Genomic DNA, 13,406 nt, shown 5'->3' on the forward strand with positions numbered 1-13,406 from the left:
CGCGTAAAAGCCAAATCAAACGTGTGAAAACCCACAGTGTTTGCGCACCAAAATGCATGAACACCAGCAGGAGCCGTGCCAAGTGTGAGTTCGACCACACTCAGCGACCTAGCTGCTCATGTAGCGGGATTTTTGCTGTAGAAGATGTGAACTTTGTAAGCCTCAGTTTTACAAAGTGCAGGCTGCCCAGCGCTATTGAGCGTGCGGATGGCGCCAACAATACTAAAGTAATAACTTTCTGCTTAAGATGGAATTAAATATGAAACACACCCAGATTTTTAAGGCGATTGCCCTGTCGACCGTACTCGCGATCGGCAGCGTTCATGCTGCAGATGATAAAGCAGCGCCTGTTAAACCCGAGCCGTATGCACTAGGCAAAACATTGACTAAATCAGTGCAAGCCAGCATTACGCCAGCTCAGGCAATCGAAATTCTGCAAGCCGGCAATGTACGCTTTGCGAGCGGTCAGTCTTACCAGTACGATCTCAAAAAACAAATTAAACAAACCGGCCTGGGCCAGTATCCACTGGCCAGCGTCGTTGCGTGTATTGATTCACGCTCGGCACCAGAGCAGGTGTTTAACACTGGTGTCGGCGAGGTTTTCGCGGCTAGAGTCGCAGGCAATACGGTGAATGAAGATATTCTGGGCAGCTTGGAGTTTGCATCCAAAGTGGCTGGCGCACGGGCTATCGTCGTACTGGGGCATACCTCATGTGGTGCAATCAAAGGTGCGTGTGATGGCGTGAAGCTGGGCAACTTAACGGGCTTGCTGGAAAAATTTATGCCCGCTGTGAAAGCGACTAAAACCGATGGCGAGCGTAATTCGAAGAACCATGCTTTTGTTCACGATGTGACTGAAACCAATGTGGCGCAAACGATAGAAAAAATTCGCATGATGAGCCCCGTTTTGAAAGAAATGGAAGACAAAGGCGAGATCAAAATCGTGGGTGCGATGCTCGATGTATCAACCGGCAAGGTCGAGTGGTTAAAATAAATTACAGCAGCAGATGATCAAAACCCCGCGTGCGGGTAACCCCGCTCCCCCCTTCCGCGCGGGGAAGGCGTCATGAAAACTTTCCGCCAACGACGCATAAAACCCTACTTGGCTACGTGATTTATGCGGCTTCGCCGCGATGTTTGATGCGCGTTCCACCGCGCGGGCAGGTAGGGGGCTTTGGCTGCACCCCAAGCATAGCCTGCTGGCGCAGGCGGTAAACCTCGCCATGACTTTTCCAAGGGGCGCGTCTCCACCGGCAATCCCTTCTAACTTACTACGGGGTATATCAAGCAAAGCGAGAAGGAAATTGACCTACAGAGCAACACATGGGTATGTATATGCGATAGTCGTTGGTCTGACCAACTCCCCTTGCAGCAGCGCCGAGCGAGGCATGCCGTAGCTTGGCGGTTTACCGCCTTAGCGCAGGCTATGCCCTTGGGGTAAACAAGCGGCCAGGGGGATCGGCGGGCTCTGTTTTGTTAAAGCCCGCCGCCTTGCCGATTGTCCGCAGCGAGGGCATCGGCGAAGCCGACGTAGATGCCGGGGCTGCTTTGGGGTGCAGGGGTATTTGCAGAAGCAAATACCCCTTCCCGTCCGCGCGGCGGAACGCGCATTGACAACATCGCGCCAGCGGCGCACAAAACCAAATCAACGTAGGGTGTGAAAATCCCACAGGATTTGCGCACCAAAATGCAAGAACACCGAAAAAAGAGCTGTCCGCGTGCGCAAATCAAGATTTGTACACCCTACTCGGCCCCATCTGGGCTGGAGTGCCAAGCGCGCCGACACCCCAATATTGGCTAGCGGGGCTTGTACTGTCCCGGCGCATAGGCGCGGCAGATCTCGGGTGAGCGCAGCGCCAGATGTTTAGTCGCCCGCCCACTCGTGCGCGCCCGCCACAGCCGAAAACTACCGCTCTTTAATTCGGCGCGCATCAGCCGGATGAGCTGCGGTTGATTGAGGCCATACAAACGCTCAATCGCCTCAAACGGCGTACGGTCTTCCCACGCCATCTCAATAATTCGTGACACATCGCTAGGGCTGAAAGTATGCGCCATCGCAGCACCTCCACATCAAAGATGCGGCAATTTTAGCCCATGCGGCGTGGAAAACGTCAACCCGTGGCGGCAAGGCCCCAATTGCATTTTTACGATTGCATGGCCTGCTGCGCAGGCGGCAAACCGGCGGCTTCCCCGGCAATACGACGCGGAAACCCGTTGCGCGGCGCATAAATCAGGTTTTATGCAGCTGCGCCGTACAGGTAAGACTTTGCTTACATTTTTCATGATTGCATAGCCTGCTGCGCAGGCGATAAACCGGCGGTTTCGCCCGCCGGACGAGTTAGGGGTGGGTCTTGCCCCACCCCTAACAACCCCTGCGCGCCCGATCGCCGCGAAACCCCGCTTGAAAAAGCCACGGCGAGGCGCCGCTACAACTCGCGTTGCGCTAACGTCGCAACGCTCAAACACGACGCGGCTTAAAACCTCGCCATGACTTTTTCAAACGGCGCTGCTCCACGGGCAATCCGTTCTAATTAAAAGCAAGGGTATATCAACCAAAAGCAATCTGGCATTTAACTTCAGAGCAATACAAAGGCAGGTATATGTCGCGATGACTGGTCTAGGGCTTGAACTCCCCTGCATCAGCGCCGAGCGAGGAACAAGCGGCAAGGGGTTTCGGCGGGCTCTGTTTTGTTAAAGCCCGCCGCCTTGCCGATTGTCCGCAGCGAGGGCATCGGCGAAGCCGACGCGGATGCCGGGGGCTGCTTTGGGGTGCAGGGGTATTTGCAGAAGCAAATACCCCTGCCCGTCAGCGCGGCGGAACGCGCATTGAAAACATCGCGCCAACGGCGCATAAAACAAAACCGCCAGAATTAATCCAGCGGTTTATTTGTCGCGGTAAACGTTGGGCTACGCAAGCTTGGCTCAACCTACGGTGCTACTGCTTTAAAATTTGTAATGCTTGGGCAGTATCCGAATTACGCACCTCAAAATGTGACGCTAGTTTTTTGGATTTTTTTATTATTTTAAAAAAACTGGGGAGAGTTTGTAATTTAAGCTGCTTCGTATAAACCATGTGAGTTGTCTTTACATCCCCATTTTTCATATTCTCTCGGCCAAGATGGCTACTTAATCTAGTGTAAATTTTCCCTTCGCCACATTTCTGACAAAGATCAATTATCGTTGATTTCATTTTATTCGCACTGAATGCAACAAATGATCTTGCGGATAGAATTTGCAATTTATTCAACCATTCAACATCATTTATAGAAATTAAACTTGAAGAGTCGGAATTCTTAAGGCCATACTTATAAACCTTGGGATCATAAGCGCAAAGATATAGACTACTTGACAACGGGACAAACAACTGAACTCCTCTAGCTAAGATGCTAGAAACTCTAGGGTCCTCAAGATTACGGTAAAGCCAGTTATAACGAACAACAGGATGATCTGAAATTATGAACTCTTGCTCAGTTTCATTACAAAGTATATGAAATCTTAAATCTTTCATTGCAACTGAATCGATAATCCCATTTAAAGTTCGTGCTACAACAAAGGATCTCATTGAATCTTTATCTGATGGAGTCACTCTCCACTCATTAATATCCCCTAAGTCCAAATCATTAAAATGCGAAAAATCGGCAAGAATTTGACCAAAACTAGCATTTATATAATTCAATCCATCATCTCTAGCTTCCGCAGTTCTTGCTTCTTGGCACATAACAAAGCCCATTACCGTAGAAAAGCTACTACCATTGATTTTTGAAAAGTCACCTTTTCTAACAGAATCAATAACACCAGCAGCAGGACCTTCAACTTCACGAGAAAGAAAGCTCTCTATTTCATTGTCTGTATCATAAAAATAATTCTGAGAAAAAACTTCAGCTATCGACTGATCAAACCTAACTTCCTTTTTAAAAAAATCAAAGATGCTTATTTTCTCAAAATTTGACCTATCATCACTAAAGCCTCGCAACAAAAACTGAGGGACATAATGCTGATTTTTTGTAATATTTGATGGCATATGTGATTTACTACAGATGAATAATTTTTTTTAAATAAAAAAGCGACCCTTCGGTCGCTTTTTTATTTCACTCAATTACATCTCTTCCAACACCGCAATACCCAACAAACTCAAGCCCGCCTTCATCGTCCGCGCGGTCAATGCCGCAATCGCCAAACGACTATCACGCACAGCGCCCTCGGCTGACAAAATCGGGCAGGCTTCGTAGAAGCGCGAGAATTGCTGCGCCAGTGCAAACAAGTAGCTGCACAATTGGTGCGGCTGGCAGGTATCCGACACAAAAGCGATCACTTCGTCGAATTGCGCCAATTGCAGCGCGAGTTGCTTCTCAGCTGGCTCGGCAATCACAATCGCTGCGCTCGAATCAAACTCACCCACCTTGCGGAATACCGATGCGACGCGCGTGTAGCTGTATTGCAGGTAGGGTGCAGTATTGCCCTCAAATGAAAGCATCGCCTTCCAGTTGAAGATGTAATCGCTGGTGCGGTTTTTCGACAGATCGGCGTATTTGACTGCGCCAATGCCGACTGCTTGCGCAATACGACTACGGGTCTCGTCTGGCAAGCTAGGGTTCTTCTCGTTGACCAACTCGTATGCGCGCCGAATCGCTTCGTCGAGCAATTCAATCAGTTTTACCGTGTCGCCAGAACGAGTCTTAAATGGCTTGCCGTCTTCGCCCATCATCGTGCCGAACGCGACGTGTTCGAGCGCCATATCGGCGGGCGCGAAACCGGCTTTGCGGCTCAGGGTAAACAATTGCTGGAAATGCAGGCTTTGACGCGCGTCGACCACGTACACGACGCGTTTCAAATCCAGCGTACGGTGACGGTAGCGCACGGCGGCCAGGTCCGTCGTTGCGTACAGGTAGCCGCCGTCTTTTTTCTGGATAATCATCGCCTGCGCTTCGCCCTCCGGATTTTTGAATTCCGGCAGGAACACCACTTGCGCGCCTTGGCTTTCTTCGAGCAGGCCTGCAGCGCGCAAATCGGACACAACAACTGGTAGATCATCGTTGTATGCGGACTCACCACGAATATCTTTGCGATTCAAAGAAACATTCAGCTTTTTATATACGGCATCGCAATGTGCAAGAGATAGATTGACGAACATACGCCAAAGAACCTTTACCTCAGGATCCCCGCTTTGAAGTTTCACCACATAATCTCTAGCACGATTTGCAAATGCCTCGTCTTCGTCAAATCGCTGTTTTGATTTTCTATAGAAGCCTTCTAAATCATGAAGCTCAAGCCCGTGAAGATTATCTGACTCACTTGCTTCGAGTTTCTCAATTTCAGCTTTTAGCTCTTCAAAGCGAGTTAGCGCGTCACCCAATAGCGCCACTTGACCACGCTCATCGTGTTCGCGGCGAGAGGATAGCTTATCAATTTCTCGGTTTATTTCGGCTATTCTTTCTTCGGTTCGAACATCTTGCTGAAGGGATGACAAATCACCATTCAGTTCAGCCTCTACCAAGTAAGCGACGAGCATACCAAACTGCGTGCCCCAATCGCCGACGTGGTTGCAGCGCTGCACGTCGTGACCGGCGAATGCCAATACGCGCGCAATCGCGTCGCCGATGATGGTTGAGCGCAAATGACCGACGTGCATTTCTTTGGCCAGATTGGGCGATGAATATTCGACCATGACCTTTTGCGGCGCGGGTTTGATAATGCCGAGCGTCTCGTCGTTACGAGCCACTTCAAGGCGCTGCGCGAGGAAGGCTGGCGCGAGATGAATATTGATAAAGCCAGGACCAGCGATTTCAACTTTGTCGGCGATGCCAGCCAAATCCAAGGCGGCAACGACTTTGGTCGCCAGTTCGCGCGGATTGGTTTTCGCCGCTTTGGCTGCACCCATCACGCCATTGGCTTGAAAATCGCCAAACTCGGGTTTTCCGGAAGGCTGGATCACGGCAGGCGCGCCAGCGGCACCCGCAGCAGAGAGCGCGGCTTCGACGCGTTGCGCCAGAAGTTGAGAAATGGTCAGGTTTGCGAGGGTTGGGGTTGCAGTCGTTTGGGTCATTGAAAGCGCCTAGAGCTGAATCGGTGCGGGCCAATGCGGGCAAGCGCATCAAGCCAAAGCCGCCATTGTACCCGCTTGCGCGCCAAGCTCAAAAAACTGAGCCGCCAGCCTGTAAAGTAAATATGCCAACATCAAGCGGCGGCCTTTTATCGCGCCAAATCCGGGGTGAACGAATACAATGGGCTTGAGTCGTTCTGACGCGCGGCTTGCCCCCTTTTCAATCTTCACAAGGAGCGACGATGCATCATGACACCCCACTACTCACCACCCTGGTGCTGGGCTTGGGATTGGCCTATTTATTCGGGATGCTGGCACAGCGCTGCCGCATGCCGCCGCTGATTGGTTATCTGTTTGCCGGGATTGTGATTGGACCGTTTACACCGGGGCCGCTGGCCAATCAGGCTTTGGCTACCGAGCTGGCCGAAGTGGGCGTGATTTTGCTGATGTTTGGTGTGGGGCTGCATTTTTCGCTCAAAGACCTGATGAGCGTGAAGCGCATCGCCATTCCCGGGGCGGTGATACAGATTACGATCGCCACGCTGCTGGGCATGGCACTGGCCTGGGTGATGGGCTGGCCGTGGGGCAACGGGCTGGTATTTGGCTTGTCGCTGTCGGTAGCCAGCACGGTGGTGCTGCTCAAGGCTTTACAGAAATACGATCTGGAACAAACCGATGAGGGCCGCATTGCGATTGGCTGGCTGATTGTGGAAGATCTGGCCATGGTGCTGATTCTGGTGTTGCTGCCCGCGCTGGCGGGCTTGCTCGGCGGGCATAATCCAAATGACACTGGCGAGCAAAGTTTACTGACCTTGCTGGGTGTCACCTTGGCTAAAGTGGCTGCGTTTGTGGCCTTTATGCTGATTATTGGCCGCCGCGTGATTCCGTGGGTGCTGGAAAAAACCGTCTGGACCGGCAGCCGCGAGCTATTTCGCCTTGGCGTGTTGGCGATTGCGCTGGGCGTGGCGTATGGCGCATCGCATTTATTTGGCGTCTCGTTCGCGCTGGGGGCGTTTTTTGCGGGCATGGTGCTGGCTGAGTCGGAGTTTAGCCATCGTGCAGCTGAGGAGTCATTGCCGCTGCGTGATGCCTTTGCCGTGCTGTTTTTTGTTTCGGTCGGCATGCTGTTTGACCCGCGCATTATTCTGCAGCAGCCGCTGGCGCTACTCGGCACGGTGCTGGTCATTGTGATCGGCAAATCGCTGGCGGCGTGGGCGATTGTGCGCGCTTACGGCTACAGCCACCGCGTGGCGGGGACGATTTCAGCCAGCCTGGCGCAAATTGGCGAGTTCTCATTTATTCTGGCCACCGTGGGCATGTCGCTGGGGCTGCTCAATAGCGACGCCAACGCGCTCATTATTGCTGGCGCGCTGATCTCTATCCTGCTCAACCCGCCGCTCTTCTCCATCCTGACCCGGGCAATACCTACACCAGGTAATGCCACAGATGGCAGCACAGAAAAGAGCTAGATGGATATACCCACTATCAACATAAAAAAAACGCCGCAGATTCAATCTGCGGCGTTTTTTATTGCTAGCGGCGACCCGGCTTATTTCAGCAAGGCTTTGGCGCGGGCAACGACGTTGTCCACGGTGAAGCCGAAGTGGGCAAACAGCTGGCCTGCTGGCGCTGATTCGCCAAAGGTATCCATACCGATCACATCACCTTCAAGGCCAACGTATTTGCGCCAGAAGTCGCTGGTTGCGGCTTCAACGGCCAGACGTGGCACGCCCGCTGGCAGCACGGATGCCTTGTAGGCTGCGTCCTGTTTGTCGAACACATTGGTGCTTGGCATTGACACTACGCGAACGGCGACGCCTTCTTCTTTGAGTGCAGCGGCGGCTTTCACGGCCAGATCCACTTCGGAGCCCGTCGCCAGAATCACCAGTTGCGGATTGGCGGCATCAACCAATACATAGCCACCTTTGGCAATGTCGGCCAACTGCTGCTCGCTACGCGCCTGAAATTGCAGGTTTTGACGAGTGAAAACGAGCGATGACGGCGTGGTGCGCTCGCCAATTGCCGCAGCCCAAGCCACTACTGATTCCACTGTATCTGCTGGACGCCAGGTGTTCATATTCGGGATGCAACGCAGCGTTTGCAATTGCTCAACCGGCTGGTGTGTTGGGCCATCTTCACCCAGACCAATCGAATCGTGCGTGTAAACGAAGATATTGTTGGTCTTCATCAACGCCGCCATACGCAGCGCATTGAGCGCGTATTCGCAGAACATCAGGAATGTGCCGCCGAATGGGCGGAAACCGCCATGCAAAACGATGCCGTTCTGGATGGCACTCATACCGAATTCGCGCACGCCGTAGCTGATGTGGTTACCTGAAATCTGGCCGCCCTCTACTTTCAGGCTACTTGAGCCTTTCCAGTTGGTCAGGTTAGAGCCGGTCAAGTCAGCCGAACCGCCGAGCATTTCCGGCAGTTGTGGGCACAGCGCCGACAAGGCATTCTGGCTGGCTTTACGGGTAGCGATGGTTTCGGCTTTGCTATTGGCTTCTGCTACTGCGGCTTTAACGATGTCGTTCCAGTTCGCAGGCAGATCGCCTTTCATGCGGCGGCTAAATTCGGCGGCCTCGCCTGGATATTGCGCAGCGTATTTGGCAAACAGCGCATTCCACTCGGCTTCCGCCGCAGCACCAGCGGCTTTTTTATCCCAGCCAGCGTATACGTCAGCAGGGATTTCGAATGGCGCATGTGGCCAGCCGATGGCTTCGCGAGTCAGTGCGATTTCAGCATCACCCAGTGGTGCGCCGTGGCAATCGTGGCTGGCGGCTTTGTTTGGCGAGCCTTTACCGATGATGGTTTTGCAGCAGATCAGCGTTGGTTTGCCAGTTTCGGCTTTGGCCGCGGAAATCGCAGCGTTCAAAGCGTCAACGTCGTGACCGTCAACACCGGCAATGACATGCCAGCCGTAAGATTCGAAACGTTTTGGCGTGTCGTCGGTAAACCAGCCTTCAACGTGGCCGTCGATCGAAATGCCGTTATCGTCCCAGAACGCCACCAGTTTGCCCAAGCCCCAAGTGCCAGCCAGTGCGCAAGCTTCGTGCGAGATGCCTTCCATCAGGCAACCGTCGCCCATGAAGACATAAGTGTAATGGTCAACGATATCCAGACCTGGCTTGTTAAATTGCGCTGCCAGCAGTTTTTCCGCCAACGCAAAGCCCACCGCATTGGTAATACCCTGACCCAACGGGCCAGTGGTGGTCTCTACGCCCGGCGTGTAATGAACTTCAGGGTGACCTGGGGTTTTAGAGTGGAATTGACGGAAGTTTTTAATGTCGTCGATTGAAACGTCGTAACCTGTGAGGTGCAATAGCGCGTATTGCAGCATTGAGCCGTGGCCGTTGGACAATACAAAGCGGTCGCGGTTGGCCCAGGCCGGGTTTTGCGGATTAAAGCGCATATTGTCGCCCCACAAAGCCAGACCAATTTCCGCCATCCCCATCGGTGCGCCCGGGTGGCCGGAATTGGCTTTTTGCACAGCGTCCATCGCCAGTGCGCGGATTGCATTTGCTAAATCAGTACGCGTTGCTGCCATCACTGTATTCCTTATTGTGTGAAAACGAATCCCTTGCTTTCTTGCCAGGCCAGCCTGCAAAACTCAAGGAGAAAATTGTTCTGCATTATCCCTGAGCCAAGACCCTGTGGCATAGGGGATTAAAAAAAAACTACACGCCAGCATTGTAAAATGCTGGCGTGTCGGTGATGTTGCTTAAAAACAAAGAATCATGGGTGCTTGTCAGGCTTATTCCAGCACATAGGTGCCCGGCGCTGCGCACAGCTTGGCGTATTTGCGGCTGGAGAGCTTGGGTTTGACCTGCGCACCCGAATACGGGCGCAGCCACTCCACCCAGTTGGGCCACCATGAGCCTGCCACCTGGGTTTTATCCTGCAACCACGCTTCGGCATCCTGCCCTGCAACGGGCTCGCCCTGCCAGAAGCTGCGTTTGCATTTGGGCCCCGGCGGATTGATGATGCCGATAATATGGCCCGACGTTGACAGCGTAAATTGCACCGGCCCAGAGACCCGGTCTGCCAGCGTGAAGGTTTGCTTCCACGGCGCGATGTGATCTTCTTCGGCGCTGACCATATAGATAGGCTGGGTAATTTGCGCCAGATCGATGGGCTGCCCCGCCAGATTCAAAGCATCAGGCTGTACGAGTTTATTCGACCAGTACAGATCACGCAGATAGCTGCGGTGCATTTTCTTCGGCATCCGCGTGGTATCCATATTCCAGTACAACACGTCAAACGCCATCGGCGTTTCACCCATCAGGTAGTTACCAGCCCAGTAATTCCAGATCAGGCTGTTGGAGCGCAGCAAACGAAAGCTGGCGGCCATTTCCTTGCCGTCCAGATAACCTTTTTTCTCCATGACCGTATCAATAAAATCCAGACCGTCTTCGTCAATAAACACTTCGATATCGCCGGGGCGTTCAAAGTCGGTCAGCGTGGTCAACAGTGTTGCCGATTCGACCGGCACGGATTTGATCGCCCCCGCCGCCGCAGCGCGATTGGCCCACGCCAGATACGTTGTGATCAGCGTGCCACCAATGCAGTACCCCAGCAGATTGACCTTGTCACTGCCGCTGATTTCCAGCGCAACATCAATAATTTGCGCCACACCATCGGTCAGATAATCATCAAAGCTCACCTCGGCCATGCTGCTATCCGGGTTTTTCCAGCTGGTGACAAACACCGAAAACCCCTGATCGACGAGGTACTTGATAATGCTTTTTTGCGGGTTCAGATCGAGCACGTAATATTTATTGATCCACGGCGACACCAGCACCAGCGGCACTTGATGCACCGTGGGGGTATTGGCCTCATAGTGAATCACTTCAAGCAGTTTGCCGCGATACACCACGGCACCTTCGGTAGTGGCCAGATTTTCGCCAACGGTAAACGCGTCCAGATCGGTCATCGCGATATCGCCATTGGCCATGTCGCGCATGAAATTATCCAGCCCCTTGACCAGACTGACGCCACGGCTTTCCAGCGCTGTTGCCAGCGCAGTGGGATTGGTGAGCAGGAAATTGGTTGGCGCCATGGCGTTGAGCACCTGACGCAACCAGAAGGCCGAAATACTGCGCTCCTGTTCGCACAAATCCGGGGTGGCGTAGAGATTGTTTTGCAGCCAGCGCGTATTGAGCAAATACCATTCTTTCAGGCTGTCCCAGAAAGGCGAGTCGCACCAGATCGGATCGGCAAAGCGCGGATCATCGGGATGCGGCGGGATTACATCGGTATCGGGCTCGCCCCAGTAGCGGCGCAAGGTAAAGCCTTGCAAGCGCAGCAGATCATTGGCGTAGCTGGTGTAGGCCTGATACAGCTTATCCGGGTGGCGCAGCCAGGCCTTTTGCGCTTTCAGTGTGGTTTCACCCAGACCAAAGGGATCAAAAGTCTGTCGCAACTGGTGTTGCAGCAGCTCAAAGCGCTGCTGTTGATCGGCATAAAACTGGGAAAAAGTGGTTTCAGGCATGACTGACATTGTATGACTCCCCGCTGGCGATATCTCTTAATCTACGCTGCGGTGCAGCATAATTCAATGCACTTTTTCCCGTCCCGGTATTTTGCTTCTTATTGCGGCAAGCTGGCCAGGGCAGCATGTTCACGCGCCAGTGCCAGCCGCTCAACCGTACCGACATCCAGCCATGTGCCGGTATGCAAAGAAGCACTCACCCGGCCTTGCGCCATCGCCTCACGCAACAGCGGCGCCAGCTTTGCTGCTTGCTGCGGCGGCGTCTCGGCAAACAGCGCCGGATGATAAAGACCGACGCCGCTAAAGGTGTATTTTTGCTCGCCATCTACCGCCGCTTTCCCGTCAAGCAGCGCAAAGTCACCCGCCGGATGTTGCGGCGGGTTGGGCACCAGAATCAGATGCGCCAGCATGCCCTGCTCCAGCGTCTGCAGCACAGCTTGTGCAAAGTCGATATCGGTAAATACATCGCCATTAACGACCAGAAAAGGCGCATTACCCAAGATTGGCAATGCAGTGGCAATCCCGCCCGCCGTTTCCAGTGCACTCATTTCCGCCGAATATTGAATTTGAGCGCCATACGCCGCGCCATCTTGCAGGGTGTCTTCAATCTGCTGCCCCAGCCAGGCGTGATTGATCACAATCTGCTCAATCCCGGCAGCGACCAGACGTTTAAGATGCCAGCCGATTAACGGCGTTCCGGCAACATCAAGCAAAGGTTTGGGTGTTACATCAGTCAGCGGGCGCATGCGCTCGCCACGGCCAGCGGCCAGAATCATGGCTTTCATAGGGATGTGAGGAGTAAGGTATTAGAGGTAAGGCGTGAAGAGCGGCGTGACATTCTCCTTCACGCCTCCCCTCACCGTTCAGTCCATCAAAAACTGAATCCGGTTTCTACCGGCGTGCCGTGCAGATTGAGCAGCAAACGACCCAGCGGCGTTAGTTCGCGGTAACGCAGACAAACCTGACGCACATATTCAAACACGCGTGGTTGGTCGGCCAGATATTGTGCTTTGCCATCGCGGTAATTCAGCCGGGCAAACAGGCCGAGGATTTTGATATGGCGTTGCAAGCCCGCCCATTCGAAGGCGCGGTAAAAATCCGAAAAGTCTTCGTGCACCGGCAAACCGGCGTCACGCGCCATTTCCCAGTAACGAATCGCCAGATCAAGCACAAAGGCCTCGTTCCATGTGACATAAGCATCACGCAACAGAGATACCAAGTCGTAAGCAATCGGACCTTTCACTGCGTCCTGAAAATCGATCAGACGCAGCCGATCGTCTTTCACCATCAAATTGCGCGAATGATAATCGCGGTGCATAAACACGGTGGGTTGCTGCAACACTACCTGCGTGATCAGCGCACATGAGCGCTCCCAGACTGCCAGCTCTTTACCTGTCAGCTCGGTATTGAATTGCTGGCCGAAATACCACTCCCGACAGATATCGAGCTCGCGCTGGACAAAGGCTGCATCAAATAGTGGCAGGCCTTCATCGAGGGTATGTGCCTGCAGCTGAACCAGATCATGGATTGCACGCAGATACCACCCCTTGGCATTCTCTTCGTCCAACATACTCGCCAGCGTGGCATCGCCCAGGTCCTCCAATGCCACCAAGCCCAATGCCAGCGCTTGCCCAAGCAGCGCAGGCACGGCTGCGCCAGCACCCGCTAATTGGGCCTGGCGCGCCAGAAACGGCTGCACGTCAAAGCTGGCCGGGTCAAAATCCATCACGATCAGGCTGCGATCATCCCAGCTGGCGCGCCAGTATTGACGCACGCTGGCATCGGCAGCGGCAATCGCCAGCGAAACGGGAGCGCTACCTTGCTCGGCTTGCAACCAGTTGGTAATTTGTTCTTGTCTGTTCATAGGAAGAA

10 protein-coding genes are annotated in these 13,406 nt (G+C 53.5%); 3 read left to right on the plus strand and 7 right to left on the minus strand.

The genetic code is table 11. From position 1 onward, the window contains the following. The first annotated feature begins 259 nt into the window (after window positions 1–259). The gene (locus FLS37_RS00975; protein ID WP_157314052.1) at window positions 260–994 is read left to right on the plus strand and encodes a carbonic anhydrase family protein; all 735 of its coding nucleotides are present in this window, start codon (window positions 260–262) and stop codon (window positions 992–994) included. Window positions 995–1,797: 803 nt separating this feature from the next. Here FLS37_RS00975 and FLS37_RS00980 read toward each other — a convergent pair. Further along, on the minus strand, window positions 1,798–2,055 hold the full coding sequence (locus FLS37_RS00980; protein WP_157314053.1) for a TIGR03643 family protein: 258 nt from the start codon (window positions 2,053–2,055) through the stop codon (window positions 1,798–1,800). Window positions 2,056–2,688: 633 nt separating this feature from the next. On the opposite strand from FLS37_RS00980, the gene FLS37_RS00985 reads away from it, so the two are divergent. Beyond that, a complete protein-coding gene (locus FLS37_RS00985) occupies window positions 2,689–2,874 on the plus strand; it encodes a hypothetical protein (RefSeq protein ID WP_157314054.1) in 186 nt (61 codons plus the stop codon). Between the two features lie 61 nt (window positions 2,875–2,935). Here the strand turns inward: FLS37_RS00985 and FLS37_RS00990 are convergent, their stop codons facing one another. Continuing rightward, on the minus strand, window positions 2,936–4,021 hold the full coding sequence (locus tag FLS37_RS00990) for a DUF4238 domain-containing protein (RefSeq protein WP_157314055.1): 1,086 nt from the start codon (window positions 4,019–4,021) through the stop codon (window positions 2,936–2,938). Window positions 4,022–4,096: 75 nt separating this feature from the next. Further along, window positions 4,097–6,007, minus strand: coding sequence for an arginine--tRNA ligase (gene argS / locus FLS37_RS00995; protein ID WP_232522461.1), 1,911 nt, complete (start codon window positions 6,005–6,007; stop codon window positions 4,097–4,099). Window positions 6,008–6,282: 275 nt separating this feature from the next. Here argS and FLS37_RS01000 point away from each other — a divergent pair, with 275 nt between their 5' ends. After that, complete coding sequence (locus FLS37_RS01000) at window positions 6,283–7,509, plus strand: monovalent cation:proton antiporter-2 (CPA2) family protein (protein ID WP_157314056.1); 1,227 nt, start codon at window positions 6,283–6,285, stop codon at window positions 7,507–7,509. A gap of 80 nt (window positions 7,510–7,589) precedes the next feature. Here the strand turns inward: FLS37_RS01000 and tkt are convergent, their stop codons facing one another. The 4 genes from tkt to FLS37_RS01020 all read right to left on the minus strand — a co-directional run bounded on the left by tkt (window position 7,590) and on the right by FLS37_RS01020 (window position 13,398). Next, complete coding sequence (gene tkt / locus FLS37_RS01005) at window positions 7,590–9,590, minus strand: transketolase (protein ID WP_157314057.1); 2,001 nt, start codon at window positions 9,588–9,590, stop codon at window positions 7,590–7,592. A 207-nt stretch (window positions 9,591–9,797) separates the two neighbouring features. Continuing rightward, entirely contained in the window at window positions 9,798–11,543 is a 1,746-nt protein-coding gene (locus FLS37_RS01010) for an alpha/beta hydrolase (protein WP_232522456.1), read from the minus strand. Between the two features lie 89 nt (window positions 11,544–11,632). Beyond that, complete coding sequence (murU, locus tag FLS37_RS01015) at window positions 11,633–12,319, minus strand: N-acetylmuramate alpha-1-phosphate uridylyltransferase MurU (RefSeq protein WP_157314058.1); 687 nt, start codon at window positions 12,317–12,319, stop codon at window positions 11,633–11,635. A gap of 86 nt (window positions 12,320–12,405) precedes the next feature. Beyond that, window positions 12,406–13,398, minus strand: coding sequence for an aminoglycoside phosphotransferase family protein (locus tag FLS37_RS01020; RefSeq protein WP_157314059.1), 993 nt, complete (start codon window positions 13,396–13,398; stop codon window positions 12,406–12,408). Window positions 13,399–13,406: the final 8 nt, after the last annotated feature.

The organism is Chitinibacter sp. GC72, from assembly GCF_009760905.1.
Lineage (GTDB): Bacteria > Pseudomonadota > Gammaproteobacteria > Burkholderiales > Chitinibacteraceae > Chitinibacter.

Excerpts from the sequence above, each read along its gene's own strand:
- FLS37_RS00975 (WP_157314052.1), top strand. The coding sequence starts at position 260 with ATGAAACACACCCAGATTTTTAAGGCGATTGCCCTGTCGACCGTACTC.
- FLS37_RS00980 (WP_157314053.1), bottom strand. The coding sequence starts at position 2,055 with ATGGCGCATACTTTCAGCCCTAGCGATGTGTCACGAATTATTGAGATG.
- FLS37_RS00990 (WP_157314055.1), bottom strand. The coding sequence starts at position 4,021 with ATGCCATCAAATATTACAAAAAATCAGCATTATGTCCCTCAGTTTTTG.
- FLS37_RS01000 (WP_157314056.1), top strand. The coding sequence starts at position 6,283 with ATGCATCATGACACCCCACTACTCACCACCCTGGTGCTGGGCTTGGGA.
- tkt (WP_157314057.1), bottom strand. The coding sequence starts at position 9,590 with ATGGCAGCAACGCGTACTGATTTAGCAAATGCAATCCGCGCACTGGCG.
- FLS37_RS01010 (WP_232522456.1), bottom strand. The coding sequence starts at position 11,543 with ATGTCAGTCATGCCTGAAACCACTTTTTCCCAGTTTTATGCCGATCAA.
- murU (WP_157314058.1), bottom strand. The coding sequence starts at position 12,319 with ATGAAAGCCATGATTCTGGCCGCTGGCCGTGGCGAGCGCATGCGCCCG.
- FLS37_RS01020 (WP_157314059.1), bottom strand. The coding sequence starts at position 13,398 with ATGAACAGACAAGAACAAATTACCAACTGGTTGCAAGCCGAGCAAGGT.